Source organism: Janibacter sp. HTCC2649 (assembly GCF_000152705.1).
GTDB lineage: Bacteria > Actinomycetota > Actinomycetes > Actinomycetales > Dermatophilaceae > Knoellia.
The window spans coordinates 3,993,012-4,006,493 of the sequence record NZ_CH672413.1 but is presented as its reverse complement, the minus strand read 5'-3'; the positions used below and the strand labels follow the sequence as shown (position 1 = coordinate 4,006,493).

Here is a 13,482-nt window from a genome sequence, read left to right as displayed (position 1 = left end):
CCTTCCGTCTCGTTCACCGCGCCCACGTGCTCGCGTGCGGTCTGCGCACATCTTTGTCCGCGCCGGGGGCGATGTCGAGCAGGTTGGGGCCGCGTTGGAGGATCGAGTCATGGAGTCGCCCCACGAGACCGAATGGCACGTCGTGGTCCCCGTCAAGGGCGGACGCGGTGCGAAGTCGAGGTTGCGTCGCTCCCTCGACGACGAACCCCTCGTGGCAGCGATCATCCACGACACCCTCGAGGTCGTCGCCAGTGTCGTGACGCCCGCAGCGGTCATCGTCGTGACCGGGGACGCCGACGAGACCGCTCACGCGCAGGCAGCCGGTTTCACCGTCGTCGCGGATCCCGGGATCGGCCTCAACGATGCCTGCCTGGCCGGTGTGCGCTCGGCACAGGCCGCCGGCGCGGACCTGGTGGCCATCCTTCTCGGCGACCACCCCGCCCTCACTCCCGACGAGCTCCGCGCCTGCCTGGACGCGGGTGCGGGCCATGAGACGTTCTTCGTGCCCGACGCCGACGGGGTGGGCACGGCGCTCGTGGGGACGACTGTCGCCCGCGTGCCCGACCTCGCGTTCGGCCCGGGCAGCGCGGCGCTGCACCTCGCTCTGGGGCACCACCCGCTGGACCTTGACCTCCCCGGCCTGCGCCACGACGTGGACGACGAGGCCTCGCTGCGGCACGCCGCAACCCGGCTCACGCTGGGCCCGCGCACACGCCATGCCCTCGAGCGATAGCGTCACAGGGTGCAAGCGAGCATTCACACCTTCGCCGAAGACGGTTCGGGCTCTGCCCTGCTCGATGACGGACTGCTCGTCTCGTGGCCCGGCGCTGTCTTCGCCGACAGCGCCCTGCGCCACGTGCGGGTGGGTCAACGCGTCAGCATCGAGCTCGACGGGACGGCCGTGACCCGGCTCTGGATCGTCGGCATCGGTGAGGGCGAGGTCATCCGCTGACCGCAGTCGCGTAGGCGTACTCAGGCGCGCAACCCGCGTTCCTCCGTACGTTGGCTGCCATGCCGGCTCTCAAGCGCATCCTCCGCCTTGCCCTCACAGCGATGGTGGCTCTCGTCGCTCTCGTGGTTGCGCTCTACCTCGTCATCAACATTGCCGGTGTGGTGTCTGCGCACGGCAAACGCGACGCCCTCGGGGACCAGATCAGCGGGCGCATCTCGGCGGAACTCGCCCAGTCACAGCAGCGAGCGGATGCTGTGGCCGACCACGTGGAAACCGAACCGACCCACGCCTGGGTCGCGCAGCAGTGCGGCTTCTCCACCGATGACGCCGGATGGATCGTTCAGGACTACCGAGAGGTCTGCACCCTCGAGTCCGTGCGCGCCTGGAAGGTCGACATCGAGGCGCAGGCCCGAACCTTGCTCGGAACGCAGGTCCAGTCGGGCCCCGAGTCCTCCATGAACGGCGCCTGCCGCAAGTACGAAGTGGCCGAGGCACTCGGCAAGCAGGACATCTTCGCCGACAGCCGACTCACCTTCTTCTACGTCGGTCCTGCCACCGACGGCAGCCGCTACTGCTCCCCCAGCGACAGCACCTACCAACAGCGACGAGGCGTCGTGGGGCAGGTGCCCGCCCTGGACGAGCCCCAGGGCTGGCTCGTGGTCATGCAGAGCGATGAGCTCATCGACGAGGTGATCGGATGCCTTCACTGGTCCGTGACCTTCTGTGACAACCCGTTTGGCGACGAGCCGGCGTGGGGCACACCGAGCACGCCACCTGACCCATCACCACAAGGGTTCTGACACGTCAGACAGGGCCGACGCCTGAGGCGCCGGCCCTGTCTGACGTGCATGCCGCCTGATGCGGCACGCAATCACTTCTTCTTGGCGGCCTTCTTGGCCGGGGCCTTCTTGGCGGGAGCCTTCTTGGCGGGCGCTGCCTTCGCGACCGACTTCTTGGCAGCAGCCTTGGCCGGAGCGGCCTTCTTGGCCGGGGCTGCCTTGGCAACAACCTTCTTGGCTGCGGCCTTGGCGGGCGCGGCCTTCTTGGCGGGCGCTGCCTTGGCGACAACCTTCTTGGCCGCAGCCTTGGCGGGCGCAGCCTTCGCGACCGACTTCTTGGCAGCGGCCTTGACCGGAGCGGCCTTCTTGGCGGGAGCCGCCTTGGCGACAACCTTCTTGGCCGCAGCCTTGGCGGGCGCAGCCTTCTTGGCGGGCGCTGCCTTCTTGGCGGGCGCTGCCTTGGCGACGACCGAGGCCGTGCCTGCGCTCGCGCGCTGAGCCGCCGGTGCCGCCTTGGGCAGCGCGGACGGCTTCTTCACGTAGGTCTTGAATGCGGCACCGGCGCGGAAGCGCGGAGCCTTGGACTTCGGAATGCGGACGCTGGCACCGGAGTGCGGGTTGCGGCCGGTACGTGCGGCGCGCTCGACGCGGTCGAAGGTACCGAAGCCGGTGATGCCGACCTTGCCACCCTTGGTGACCTCACGGACGATCGTGTCGAGGACCGCATCGAGGGCCTCCGTCGCTGCCTTGCGGCTGCCGAGACGCTTCTCGAGCTCCCGGACGAGTTCTCCCTTGTTCACTGTCTCTCCATCGAGTGTGCCGCCGGGACTACCCGACGATGTGTGTGATCAGGCGATCGCCTGTTCAGTCACGACGTTAGGCCGCACGACGCGCGGAGTCCATCACCTCTCAAGCGGTTTCCGTTGTCCCACAAGGGCATTCGGTCAGAAAGGTACGTGTGCTGTTGGACAACCAACGCCCTGACGGATCGCTGCCCGGAGCGCCATTTTCGCGTCAATTGCGTTGCAGCGCAATAGAATTGACTCCCAGCAGGTCGTCCGCACTCCGCACGGCGCCTCGCCGTCACAGCGGACCGCCAGTCACATGAGTCACATCAGCCCCACGCTCCCACGATGCAGGTCGGCGTGAACTGCCCACTCCCACACGGCGTGTCGCGCGCTCAATACCTCAGATCGTGACGGGTTTCCAGGCCGGACGAGAGCTCTCGTATGCCGTGATGTCACCCTCGTGACGCAGTGTCAGCGAGATGTCGTCCAGGCCCTCGAGCAGACGCCACCGGGTGTATTCGTCGACCTCGAAGGCCGCAACGAGCTCACCAGCCGTGATCGTGCGCGACACGAGGTCGACGACGACCGGTGTCCCGGGCTCGTTCTCGAGGAGCTTCCAGAGCAGCTCGACGTCGTCCTGGCTGCACTGGGCCGTGAGGAGCCCCGACTTGCCGCTGTTGCCACGGAAGATGTCGGCAAAGCGCGACGAGATGACGACCCGGAAGCCGTAGTTCATGAGGGCCCACACGGCGTGCTCTCGAGAGCTGCCCGTCCCGAAATCGGGACCAGCAACGAGAACCGAGCCCGCGGCATAGGTCGGGTCGTTGAGGACGAAGGTCTCGTCCTTGCGCCAGGCGGCGAAGAGGCCGTCCTCGAAGCCGGACTTCGTCACGCGCTTGAGGTACTCGGCCGGGATGATCTGGTCGGTGTCGACGTTGCTGCGGCGCAGTGGGACACCGGTGCCCGTGTGGGTCGTGAAGGCTTCCATGTCAGGCCTCCTGCGTGGCGAGATCGGCGACCGGCGCCGCGAGCGGCTCGAGGTCGGACGGACTGGAGAGGGTTCCGCGGACCGCGGTGGCGGCGGCAACCTGGGGGCTGACCAGGTGGGTGCGTCCACCCTTGCCCTGACGGCCCTCGAAGTTGCGGTTGGAGGTCGACGCACTGCGCTCCCCCGGAGCGAGCTTGTCGGGGTTCATGGCCAGACACATGGAACATCCCGGGAGCCGCCACTCGGCGCCGGCCTCGGTGAAGATCGCGTCGAGCCCTTCGGCCTCGGCCTGCAGGCGCACTCGCGCCGAGCCGGGGACGATGAGCATGCGCGTTCCTTCGGCGACCTTGCGGCCCTGCACGACAGCGGCAACCGCGCGCAGGTCCTCGATCCGGCCGTTGGTGCAGGACCCGACGAAGACCGTGTCGATGTGGATCTTGCGCAGAGGAGTGCCGGCGATGAGACCCATGTACTCGAGCGCACGCTCGGCGGACTGACGCTCGGTGTCGTCCATCATCGACGGGTCCGGCACGCTCTCGCTGAGAGGCGCACCCTGGCCAGGGTTGGTGCCCCACGTGACGAAGGGTGTCAGTGACGCCGCGTCGAGGATGACCTCGTTGTCGAACTCGGCGTCGTCGTCGGTGCGCAGCTCGCTCCAGTTGGCGACCGCCGCGTCCCAGTCGGCAGCCTTGGGCGCGTGGTCGCGGCCCTCGAGGTAGTCGAAGGTGGTCTCGTCGGGGGCGATCATGCCGGCGCGGGCACCGGCCTCGATCGACATGTTGCACACCGTCATTCGCGCCTCCATGGACAGGGCGCGGATCGCGCTGCCACGGAACTCCAGGACGTAGCCCTGGCCGCCGCCGGTGCCGATCTTGGCGATGACGGCGAGGACGATGTCCTTCGCCGAGACCCCGGGCTGGAGGTCACCCTCGACGGTGATCGCCATGGTGCGGAACGGCTTGAGCGGCAGCGTCTGGGTCGCGAGGACGTGCTCGACCTCGGAGGTGCCGATGCCGAACGCGAGCGCTCCGAAGGCGCCGTGGGTCGAGGTGTGGCTGTCGCCGCACACCACGGTCATGCCGGGCTGGGTCAGACCGAGCTGCGGGCCGACGACGTGGACGATGCCCTGCTCGGCGTCACCCATCGGATAGAGCTTGATGCCGAACTCGTCGCAGTTGCTGCGCAGCGTCTGCACCTGGGTGAGGCTGATCGGGTCGGTGATCGGGCCGGGCGTGGTGGGGACGTTGTGGTCCTCGGTCGCCAGGGTGAGGTCGGGCCTGCGGACGGGCCGCTCGGTGAGACGCAGTCCGTCGAAGGCCTGCGGGCTCGTCACCTCATGGAGGAGGTGGAGGTCGATGTAGAGGAGGTCCGGTTCGCCCTCGCCACGTCGCACGACGTGCGACTCCCACACCTTCTCTGCCAGGGTCTTGCCCACGGCCAACACCTCCACGAAACAGTTTCGGGGCGCCGCCTCGCACAGGGTCGGCGCCTTCGCTCCCATCGAGATTGGCACGCGGTCTCGAACCCGGGACTTGCGTCTCACGGCTTGGGACGGCAGTATCAAGACATGGACAACACCAGTGGGGTGGGCGTTCTCGACAAGGCAGCCATCGTCTTGAGCGCACTCGAAGCAGGCCCCTCGACCCTCGCCCAGCTCGTCACTGCCACCGGGCTCGCCCGGCCAACGGCGCACCGCCTCGCGGTCGCCCTGGAGCACCACCGCCTCGTCGGTCGTGACATGCAGGGCCGCTTCGTGCTCGGACCGCGCCTCGGCGAGCTCGCTGCCGCGGCCGGGGAGGACCGCCTCCTGGCGGCCGCCGGTCCGGTGCTCGGCGCGCTGCGGGACCACACCAACGAGAGCGCGCAGCTGTTCCGCCGCCAGGGCGAGCACCGCATCTGCGTCTCGGCCGCCGAGCGCCCCGTGGGGCTGCGCGACTCGATCCCGATCGGCGCCAGCCTGACGATGCTCGCTGGCTCGGCCGCGCAGATCCTGCTCGCCTGGGAGGAGCCCGACCGGCTCCACCGCGGCCTGCAGGGTGCGGCCTTCAACGCGACGACCCTCTCGGGGGTGCGCCGCCGCGGCTGGGCCCAGAGTGTCGGCGAACGTGAAGCCGGCGTCGCCTCGGTCTCGGCGCCGGTCCGCTCCCCTTCCGGTCGGGTCATCGCCGCCGTCTCGATCTCGGGACCCATCGAACGCCTCTCACGTCAGCCCGGTCGGCTCCACGCCGCGACCGTGATCGCCGGAGCCAACAAGCTCACCGAGGTGCTCGCCCGTCACGCCAAGACCGCGGAGGAGCAGCACTCCGCCTGAGCCGGACCTCCCCACCAACGCGAAAGTCCCCGTCACCTGGTGGTGACGGGGACTTCCAGTTGTAGCCCCAACGGGATTTGAACCCGTGCTAACGCCGTGAGAGGGCGCCGTGCTAGGCCGCTACACAATGGGGCCATAACTGTGCTGTCGGAGCGAACTTCGACAGCAGGTGAAAGAATAGCAAAGAACGCTATCTCTTCCGAATCGGCCTCCGCCACAAGGGCATTGACCAAGCTGGGGTACCAGGACTCGAACCTAGAATGACGGTACCAGAAACCGTAGTGTTGCCAATTACACCATACCCCAAGGGGGTATCACTGCCGCCTCAGTCCGAAGACCTCGTGCGCCGGTGAACCGAGGAGTGATACTACCGGGCGGCTCCCCCCACTCCCAAATCGGTCGGCTGTCAGCCCGCCGCGTCGGCCAATCCGAGCCTTTTCGCCACCTCGTCGAGACCTGGAACGACGGGTATGCCGCGTGCCGCCACAGCCTTCCGGCCCTCCTCCGCGACGTGACCGTCGCGCACGAGCCAGGCGGCCGGCATACCCGCTCCTGCCGCTCCGAGCGGATCGGTGTGGAGCTCGTCGCCGACATAGAGCGTCGCCTCCGGGGACGTCCCGATGCGTCGGCAGGCCTCGTGGAAGGCCCGAGCATCGGGCTTGCCGAAGCCGAGTGTGTCGCGGCTGCAGATGACGTCGAAGACCCCGTCGAGGCCGGCGGCGGCGAGCTTGGTCGTCGTGTAGTCGCCGGACGAGTTCGTCAGCACCCCGACGGCCAGGCCCGCGGCCTGCAGGGCTGACACTGCGGGACGGACGTCATCGAAGCCCTGGAGAGCCTCGTGGAAGGCCGGCTCGTAGATCGCGAAGAACGCCTCGGGAGAGACCGTTTCGCCGCCCTCGAGCCATCGGCCGATCTCGGCAATCCGACGCTGGCGCATCTCGTCGAACTCGAGCTCACCGCGGGTGTAGGCCGCGAACCAACCTTCCGGGTCGTCGCGGAACCGCACACCAGCTGCGGCAACCCGATCAGGATCTGCACTCGGCCAGAGCCGACCCGCGGCCACGGCACCCGCGACGTGCATCGCCGCGCGGGTGTCGTAGAGCGTGTCGTCGGCGTCGAACAGGACGCCGGTGACGTGCGACCAGGTCGAGCCCGTCACAGGGAGTCGCGCAGCGCCCGCAGGCGGGTGAGCGTCGAGGTCTTGCCGAGGATCTCCATCGACTCGAAGAGTGGAGGGCTGACGCGAGCACCGGAGACGGCAGTGCGCAGGGGGCCGAAGGCGAACTTCGGCTTGATGCCGAGGCCCTCGACGATCGCGTCACGCAGAGTCGCCTCGATGGCCGCGGCGTTCCACCCGCTGTCGGTGCCGAGCACCCCGGCACCCTGGTCGTTGATGTCACCCAGAGCGGCCATCGCTGCATCGAGCACCTGGCCCGCGTCGTCCTTGAGCTGCCCTCGGGCGTCGTCGGCGATCTCGAGGGCGTCGTCGGCGACGAAGAACGGGCGCACGAGGACGGAGGCCTCGGACAGGTGGGCGATGCGCGTCTGGATCAGCTCGGCCACGGCTTTGAGCCGGCCGAGCTCACCGAGTGAGGGATTGCCCGAGAGCACCTCGTCGCGCTCGAGGAACGGCAGGAGACGGGACGTGAAGTCGCCCAGCGCCAGCTCGCGGATGTAGACGCCGTTGAGCCAGTCGAGCTTCTTGAGGTCGAAGATCGGCCCGACCGGGTTGACCTTCTTCCAGTCGAAGCCGTCGCTGAACTCGCGGAACGTGAAGACCTCGCGCTCGGTGCCGTCCTCCTCAAGGATCGGCGGATAGGCCAACAGCGCAAGGAAGTTCACGAGGGCCTCGGGGAGGTAGCCCTCTTCGCGGAACCACGTGAGGCGGGCCGCGGGGTTCTTGCGCTTGGAGATCTTGGACTTGTCGGTGTTGCGCAGCAGCGGCATGTGCGCGAACTTCGGCGGCTCCAGTCCGAGCCACTGGTAGAGCAGCACGTGCTTCGGAGTGGAGCTGATCCACTCCTCACCGCGCACGACGTGGGTGATGCCCATCTCGTGGTCGTCGACGACGACAGCGAGGTGGTAGGTCGGGAAGCCGTCGGCCTTGAGGATGACCTGGTCATCGGGGCGCGGTGCGGAGACGCTGCCACGGATGAGGTCGTCGAAGGTCAGGGGCGGGTTCTCCGGGATGAGCATCCGGACGACCGGGTCCTTCTCGCTGAAGCCGGGCAGCTCGGCCCGCTCCTCGCGCGTCTTGCCGTAACAGAGGCGGTCGTAGCCGGTCGGCTGCTTGGTCTTCTGCTGGACCTCGCGCATCTGCGTGAGCCGCTCCCCCGAGCAGTAGCAGTAGTAGGCATGGCCGTCGGCCAGCAGCTGCTCGACGTAGGGCTTGTAGGTGTCGAGCCGCTCGCTCTGGCGGTAGGGCGCGAACGGCCCACCCACGTCGGGGCCCTCGTCCCAGGTCAGCCCGAGCCAGTGCAGGGTGTCGTAGACCTGCTGCTCGCTGTCGGCCTGGAAGCGCGCGCGGTCGGTGTCCTCGATGCGCAGGAGGAAGCGCCCACCCTGCTGTCGCGCGAACGCGAGGTTGAACAACGACATGTAGGCCGTGCCGACGTGCGGGTCTCCCGTGGGTGACGGGGCGACGCGAAGTCGAGGGCTGCTGGCTGCGGGGGTGGGCTTTTCGCTCATGATCCCCCGATTCTAGGGTCTACGTTGAGGGCAGGACCGGGCGACCGGCGTCCGGCACGACGTCCGGAGGAACCTCATGGCCAATCACGTCTATGCCATCTCGGAGCTCGTCGGCAGCTCACCGGAAAGTGTCGAGGCCGCGGTGCAGAACGCGGTCACCTCGGCCAGTTCCAGTGTCCGCAACCTCGACTGGTTCGAGGTGACCGAGATCCGCGGCCACCTCGGCGACGGCGGTCAGATCTCCGACTGGCAGGTCGGTATCAAGCTCGGCTTCCGCGTCGAGAAGTAGAACCACGACGACCCGGCGGTTCAGCCCAAAGTCTCGCGTCGCGAAGCCAGCCACGCACGCTCGGCGGGATTCTCCGTGGTCGCGATGGCGGCGGCATACGCGCGTCGTGCGTCGTCCGTACGTCCCAGACGGCGCAGCAGATCCGCTCTGGTGGCGTGCCACGGTGCGTATGCCGTGAGCTCCAGTCCGTCGACCGCGGCCAGGGCAACCTGTGGTCCGTCAAGCTCGGCCACGGCGACGGCTCGGTTGAGGGCGACGATCGGCGAGGGGCTCACGTGCATCAGTTGGTCGTAGAGCGCGGCCACCTGACTCCAGTCCGTCAGCGAGACGTCGAGCGCGTCCGTGTGCACGGCCTGGATGGCGGCTTGGATCTGATAGGTGCCAGGAGCGTTGCGGCGCAGGCATTCACGGACGAGCGCGTGCCCCTCGTCGATGAGTCCCGCATCCCAGAGCGTGCGGTCCTGCTCGTCGAGAGTGACGAGGCTCCCGTCGGCGGCAATGCGCGCGGGCCGGCGGGCCTGGCTGAGGAGCATGAGGGCGAGCAGACCATCGACCTCCGGCGGCGAACCGATGCCGTCGGCGATCGAACGCACCGCCCGGGTGAGCCGGATCGCCTCGTCGGCCAGGTCCTGACGGTCGGCGTTGTCGGCGCTCGAGCTGAGATAACCCTCGTTGTAGACGAGATAGAGCACGGCGAGAACGCCGTCGAGTCGCTCGGCGAGGTCTGGCTGCTCGGGGATCCGATAGGGGATGCGGGCCTTGGCGATCTTGGCCTTGGCCCGGGTGATGCGCTGCGCCATCGTCGTCTCGGGTACGAGGAAGGCGTTGGCGATCTCGGCGACGGTGAGACCTCCGAGCAGGCGGAGCGTCAGGGCGACGCGGGCGGGTTCGGCCAGCGCGGGGTGGCAGCAGGTGAAGATGAGGCGGAGCCGGTCGTCCGCGATCGGACCGGTCGGCTGCGGGAGCGTGTCGTCGGTGATCATGGCGGCCTCGGCGTATTTCTCGTCGCGGACCTTCTCGCGGCGCAGGTGATCCAGCGCTTTGCGGCTCGCCGTCGTCGTGAGCCACCCGGCGGGATTGGGTGGGACGCCGTCCTGCGGCCACCGCTCGAGCGCGATGACGATGGCTTCGCCGAGGGCGTCCTCGGCGAGACCGATGTCGCCGTAGCGACGAATGAGCCCGGCAACGACACGGCCGTACTCGGCGCGGACGACGTCAGTGACGGCGTCCGCACCGAGAGCGGCGGCAGGTTCGTGAGCGGTCACTCGCCGGCGATCACTGGGAGGCAGCGTCGAACGGCCGAACCTCGACCGGGGCACCACAGGCAGCAGAGCCCTGCTTGGCCCAGTCGAGCGCGTCGTCCAGGTCGGTCGCCTCGATGATCCAGAAGCCCCCGAGGAACTCCTTGGCCTCGGAGTAGGGACCATCGGTGACAGTGGGCTTCTCGCCGGTCGCGTCCACCGTGGTCGCGGTCGTGATCGCCTCGAGGCCGCCCGCGAACACCCACTTCCCGGCGGCCTGCACCTTGTCGTTGAAGCGCCCGACGGTCGCGAACATCTCCTGCATCACCTCGTCGGTGGGCGTCTCGGCGTCTGCGCTGCCCATGACCGAAAGCATGTACTGCGTCATGATCGTTCTCCTCTGGTGAGCGACCGGCCGCCGCGTGGCGCCCTGTGGTGTCGTTCATCCTCTCCACGAACGGCCCCACGTGGATACGACACCTCCGGCAAAGTTTCTTCACACTTTTTTCGGCGGGACAGAAATGCCACGCTGACGGGTATGCCGTCCCCTCCCCCGCCGCTGCTCCACACCGACCGTCTCGTGCTCCGTCGATGGCGCGATTCGGACCTCGAACCCTTCGCCGCCCTGAACGCCGACCCCGACGTCATGCGCTACTTCCCGAGCACGCGGTCGCGCGAGGAGTCGGACGCGATGGTCGAGCGGGTGGACGGCACCTTCGACAGCCTTGGCTACGGCCTCTGGGCGGTGGACCGAGTGGATCGCGACGTCACGGGCGAGTTGATCGGCTTCGTCGGGCTGGCACCGATGCACCCCGGCTCCCCCGGCGCGGGCGGCGTCGAGGTCGGGTGGCGCCTGGCGCGGTCAGCGTGGGGGAACGGGTTCGCGACGGAAGCGGCGCACGCGAGTGTTGCGGACGGCATACGCCGCCTGGGTCTGGACGAACTCTGGTCCTGGACCGCCGTCGTCAACACACCGTCGCAGGCGGTCATGCGACGGCTCGGGCTGCGCGAGCACACGCGCAGCCTGCATCCAGACCTGCCGAACGACCATCCGCTGGCCCCGCACGTGACCTTCCACCTGCTCGCCGACTCCTGGCCGGCTGGTCCTCAGTAGTCGAAGGACTCTCGGGTTCCGAGGATGAGGGCCGCCAGGACCAGACCGAGACCCCAGGACAGCTGCACGGCGAACGGGAAGACCTTCATGCCGGCGAGTCTCGCAGCCCTCGCGGTGATCCGCGCGCTACTCCGCGTCGACGAAGGGGTTGCTCAGGGTGCCGATCTGATCGATCTCGATGTCGACGCGCTGGCCTGCCACGACCTGACCGACGCCCGCGGGAGTGCCGGTGAGGATGACATCGCCCGGCAGCAGGGTGAAGGCCTGCGAGGCGTGGGCGATGAGCTCGGCGACACCGTGGACCATGTCGGAGGTGGATCCGTCCTGCACGACGTCGCCGTCGAGGGTCGTCCTGATGCGGCAGGCCGCCGGGTCCAGGCTGGTCTCGATCCACGGGCCGAGTGGGCAGAACGTGTCGAGGCCCTTGGCCCGCGCCCACTGGCCGTCGCCGCGCTGGAGGTCACGCGCGGTGACGTCGTTGGCAACGGTGTAGCCGAAGACGACCGAGAGCGCCTGGTCGACCGGCACGTCCTTGGCGACCCGGCCGATGATGACGGCCAGTTCTCCCTCGTAGCTCACCTCTTGGGTGAAGCCGGGGATGACGACGGGGTCACCCGGACCGACGACCGCAGTGTTGGGGATGAGGAACATCAGTGGCGAGGACGGCGCCTCGCCACCCATCTCCTTGGCGTGATCGGCGTAGTTCTTGCCGATGCCGATGACCTTGCTGCGCGGAATGACCGGCGCGAGCAGGCGCACATCTGCGACGAGGTGGGTCGCGCCCGTCAGCTCGATCTTCGTGTACAGCGGGTCTCCGGTGATCTCGGCGATCTTCTCGCCGGCTCCGTCGACCAGGCCGTAGACGGGGTCTTCACCTGTCGTAAATCTCGCGATGCGCACGAGGTCACTCTAGGACCCAGAGCCTGCGGAGCCGGACGAGTCCCAGGTCCACACCTCGAGGGGCAAGCCCTCCGGAACTGTGTCCGAGTCGTCATTGTGCTCGCCCATCCGGCGTATGGCGTCCGCGAAGTAGGAGTGCAGCGTCGCCGCGAGGCGTGGATCGTCCGTGAGCCCGCAGTCGCTGAGCGCCTCGTCCCAGGCGACGAGCGCCAGCCGGTCCATCTCCTCCTCGCGCCCCTGCCCCGAGTGCATGCGCACCACGTCGGACTCGGTGCTCATCGACCCGGTGAAGGCCTGCGGCCCGCCCAGCGCCTCGCCCAGGTAGGCGCCGAGACGCTCCGTGTGGTCCTCCCTGAATCCATGCGAGAAGGCGTGCGAGACAACGGGATCCGCGAGAACTCTCTGATGCCAGGCATCGGCGAGGCGCAGCATTCCGTCTGCTCCGCCTGCCGCCTCGTAGATCGACTCGGTCATGACACTCCGAAGGTCAGGGAAGGCGAGCAGCCACGGTTCCGGCGAGGACGGCATACCCGGCGTCGTTGGCGTGGATGTCACTCTTCGTGCACATCCACGTCCACGCGCAGATCGTCGCGACGTTGGCCGGGATCGTTCCGTATGCCGTGCTGACCAGTGTCTTGTCGGCGGACTTGAACGCCGTGGCCACGTCGGCGACATCGGCCCCGACGGTCGCAGCCGAACGGGCGACCGCGTCATTGAGCAGGATCTGCAGGAAGCTCGAGAGCCCGGCCACCTGCTGGCCCGCCGGTCCCGTGAGCCAAGCGGCAAGGAACGGGTTGTAGTAGTTGAGCACCACGATCTGGGTGTCCGGGCCGGTGGCCGCGCGCAGCTGGCCGAGGGTCGCGGTGAGGTTGCGCTCGACCGTTCCGAGCGCGGTGAGGGCACAGGTGACGTCGACGACGGGTCGCGCACACGGGGTCACGTCGTTGGCGCCGATGTCGATCGTCACGAGGTCGACCTTGCCCTTGTGCGCCTTGAGGAACTCGACGCCCTCGGCGAGCTGGCTGCCGGCTTCGTAGGTGCAGCGGTCGGTGCCCATGAGGGACGTGGTCGTCGCACCGGAGCACGAGATGTTGCGGAGCTTGGCCTTGGGAGCGGTGTCCTGCAGGGCATCGAGCACTCCCCCGACGTAGCCACCAGTGCGGTCATCGCCCACGCCCGGCTGATAGCCCGCAGCGAGGGAGTCACCGAGGGCGAGGTACCAGCTCGTCGCCTTGTCGGCTCCCTTACCTGCTCCCTGGCCGGGGCCGGCGTGGGCCGCGGACGGCGCCACGAGGGCAATGAACGACGCAATGACAAGGGTGAGGACTCGACGCAACACATCAGCTCCAGGGCAGTCACGGTCCGCGGCGCTGCGGGCCTCATCGGATCGTTGCACAGGGACCTGACACGTGACGGGAGGTCGGGCGAAGTC

Annotated in this window: 16 protein-coding genes and 2 tRNA genes; 6 read left to right on the top strand and 12 right to left on the bottom strand. The window is 68.4% G+C overall.

All coding sequences use genetic code 11. The features are described from left to right. Positions 1 to 109 precede the first annotated feature (109 nt). The 3 genes from cofC to JNB_RS19090 are packed head-to-tail and all read left to right on the top strand — an operon-like array spanning position 110 to position 1,752. A complete protein-coding gene (cofC, locus tag JNB_RS19100) occupies positions 110 to 733 on the top strand; it encodes a 2-phospho-L-lactate guanylyltransferase (protein ID WP_009778178.1) in 624 nt (207 codons plus the stop codon). Between the two features lie 9 nt (positions 734 to 742). Next, complete coding sequence (locus JNB_RS19095; RefSeq protein WP_009778177.1) at positions 743 to 952, top strand: hypothetical protein; 210 nt, start codon at positions 743 to 745, stop codon at positions 950 to 952. A gap of 59 nt (positions 953 to 1,011) precedes the next feature. After that, positions 1,012 to 1,752 carry a hypothetical protein gene (locus JNB_RS19090; RefSeq protein ID WP_009778176.1) on the top strand — a complete coding sequence of 247 codons (741 nt, stop codon included), beginning with the start codon at positions 1,012 to 1,014 and terminating at the stop codon, positions 1,750 to 1,752. 71 nt (positions 1,753 to 1,823) lie between these two features. On the opposite strand, the gene JNB_RS19085 is transcribed toward JNB_RS19090, so the two are convergent. The 3 genes from JNB_RS19085 to leuC all read right to left on the bottom strand — a co-directional run bounded on the left by JNB_RS19085 (position 1,824) and on the right by leuC (position 4,942). Then, a complete protein-coding gene (locus JNB_RS19085; protein WP_009778175.1) occupies positions 1,824 to 2,531 on the bottom strand; it encodes an HU family DNA-binding protein in 708 nt (235 codons plus the stop codon). Between the two features lie 388 nt (positions 2,532 to 2,919). Then, positions 2,920 to 3,507 (bottom strand): 3-isopropylmalate dehydratase small subunit, encoded by a 588-nt coding sequence (gene leuD / locus JNB_RS19080; protein WP_009778174.1) that lies wholly within the window; start codon positions 3,505 to 3,507, stop codon positions 2,920 to 2,922. Between the two features lies 1 nt (position 3,508). Then, positions 3,509 to 4,942, bottom strand: a complete 1,434-nt coding sequence (gene leuC, locus JNB_RS19075; RefSeq protein WP_040883990.1) for a 3-isopropylmalate dehydratase large subunit — start codon at positions 4,940 to 4,942, stop codon at positions 3,509 to 3,511. Positions 4,943 to 5,074: 132 nt separating this feature from the next. On the opposite strand from leuC, the gene JNB_RS19070 reads away from it, so the two are divergent. Continuing rightward, positions 5,075 to 5,818 (top strand): IclR family transcriptional regulator, encoded by a 744-nt coding sequence (locus tag JNB_RS19070; RefSeq protein WP_009778172.1) that lies wholly within the window; start codon positions 5,075 to 5,077, stop codon positions 5,816 to 5,818. A 62-nt stretch (positions 5,819 to 5,880) separates the two neighbouring features. On the opposite strand, the gene JNB_RS19065 is transcribed toward JNB_RS19070, so the two are convergent. The 4 genes from JNB_RS19065 to gltX form a co-directional block, all read right to left on the bottom strand. Beyond that, a tRNA-Glu gene (locus JNB_RS19065) sits at positions 5,881 to 5,953 on the bottom strand. 99 nt (positions 5,954 to 6,052) lie between these two features. Continuing rightward, positions 6,053 to 6,124 (bottom strand) — tRNA-Gln (locus JNB_RS19060). A gap of 100 nt (positions 6,125 to 6,224) precedes the next feature. Further along, on the bottom strand, positions 6,225 to 6,977 hold the full coding sequence (locus JNB_RS19055) for an HAD family hydrolase (protein ID WP_009778171.1): 753 nt from the start codon (positions 6,975 to 6,977) through the stop codon (positions 6,225 to 6,227). Next, complete coding sequence (gltX, locus tag JNB_RS19050) at positions 6,974 to 8,506, bottom strand: glutamate--tRNA ligase (RefSeq protein WP_040883989.1); 1,533 nt, start codon at positions 8,504 to 8,506, stop codon at positions 6,974 to 6,976. Before gltX ends, JNB_RS19055 begins: the two co-directional genes overlap by 4 nt. Positions 8,507 to 8,582: 76 nt before the next feature. Here gltX and JNB_RS19045 point away from each other — a divergent pair, with 76 nt between their 5' ends. Next, positions 8,583 to 8,795, top strand: coding sequence for a dodecin (locus JNB_RS19045; protein WP_009778169.1), 213 nt, complete (start codon positions 8,583 to 8,585; stop codon positions 8,793 to 8,795). A gap of 20 nt (positions 8,796 to 8,815) precedes the next feature. Here the strand turns inward: JNB_RS19045 and JNB_RS19040 are convergent, their stop codons facing one another. Together JNB_RS19040 and JNB_RS19035 are read right to left on the bottom strand one after the other, a co-directional pair. Next, entirely contained in the window at positions 8,816 to 10,060 is a 1,245-nt protein-coding gene (locus tag JNB_RS19040) for an RNA polymerase sigma factor (protein ID WP_009778168.1), read from the bottom strand. A gap of 10 nt (positions 10,061 to 10,070) precedes the next feature. Continuing rightward, on the bottom strand, positions 10,071 to 10,424 hold the full coding sequence (locus tag JNB_RS19035) for a YciI family protein (RefSeq protein WP_009778167.1): 354 nt from the start codon (positions 10,422 to 10,424) through the stop codon (positions 10,071 to 10,073). A gap of 150 nt (positions 10,425 to 10,574) precedes the next feature. Between JNB_RS19035 and JNB_RS19030 the strand changes: the two genes are divergently transcribed. Further along, on the top strand, positions 10,575 to 11,150 hold the full coding sequence (locus tag JNB_RS19030) for a GNAT family N-acetyltransferase (protein WP_009778166.1): 576 nt from the start codon (positions 10,575 to 10,577) through the stop codon (positions 11,148 to 11,150). 126 nt (positions 11,151 to 11,276) lie between these two features. Here the strand turns inward: JNB_RS19030 and JNB_RS19025 are convergent, their stop codons facing one another. Genes JNB_RS19025 through JNB_RS19015 form a run of 3 tightly spaced genes read right to left on the bottom strand, consistent with a single transcriptional unit; the run spans position 11,277 to position 13,389 of the window. Then, positions 11,277 to 12,050 (bottom strand): fumarylacetoacetate hydrolase family protein, encoded by a 774-nt coding sequence (locus tag JNB_RS19025; protein ID WP_009778164.1) that lies wholly within the window; start codon positions 12,048 to 12,050, stop codon positions 11,277 to 11,279. A 9-nt stretch (positions 12,051 to 12,059) separates the two neighbouring features. After that, positions 12,060 to 12,524, bottom strand: a complete 465-nt coding sequence (locus JNB_RS19020; RefSeq protein ID WP_040885265.1) for a group II truncated hemoglobin — start codon at positions 12,522 to 12,524, stop codon at positions 12,060 to 12,062. Between the two features lie 13 nt (positions 12,525 to 12,537). Further along, entirely contained in the window at positions 12,538 to 13,389 is an 852-nt protein-coding gene (locus tag JNB_RS19015; protein WP_009778162.1) for an SGNH/GDSL hydrolase family protein, read from the bottom strand. Between the last annotated feature and the right edge of the window lie 93 nt (positions 13,390 to 13,482).

Coding starts and splice junctions, on each gene's coding strand:
- cofC (WP_009778178.1), top strand. CDS start 110: ATGGAGTCGCCCCACGAGACCGAATGGCACGTCGTGGTCCCCGTCAAG.
- JNB_RS19090 (WP_009778176.1), top strand. CDS start 1,012: ATGCCGGCTCTCAAGCGCATCCTCCGCCTTGCCCTCACAGCGATGGTG.
- leuD (WP_009778174.1), bottom strand. CDS start 3,507: ATGGAAGCCTTCACGACCCACACGGGCACCGGTGTCCCACTGCGCCGC.
- JNB_RS19070 (WP_009778172.1), top strand. CDS start 5,075: ATGGACAACACCAGTGGGGTGGGCGTTCTCGACAAGGCAGCCATCGTC.
- gltX (WP_040883989.1), bottom strand. CDS start 8,506: ATGAGCGAAAAGCCCACCCCCGCAGCCAGCAGCCCTCGACTTCGCGTC.
- JNB_RS19045 (WP_009778169.1), top strand. CDS start 8,583: ATGGCCAATCACGTCTATGCCATCTCGGAGCTCGTCGGCAGCTCACCG.
- JNB_RS19035 (WP_009778167.1), bottom strand. CDS start 10,424: ATGACGCAGTACATGCTTTCGGTCATGGGCAGCGCAGACGCCGAGACG.
- JNB_RS19030 (WP_009778166.1), top strand. CDS start 10,575: ATGCCGTCCCCTCCCCCGCCGCTGCTCCACACCGACCGTCTCGTGCTC.
- JNB_RS19020 (WP_040885265.1), bottom strand. CDS start 12,524: ATGACCGAGTCGATCTACGAGGCGGCAGGCGGAGCAGACGGAATGCTG.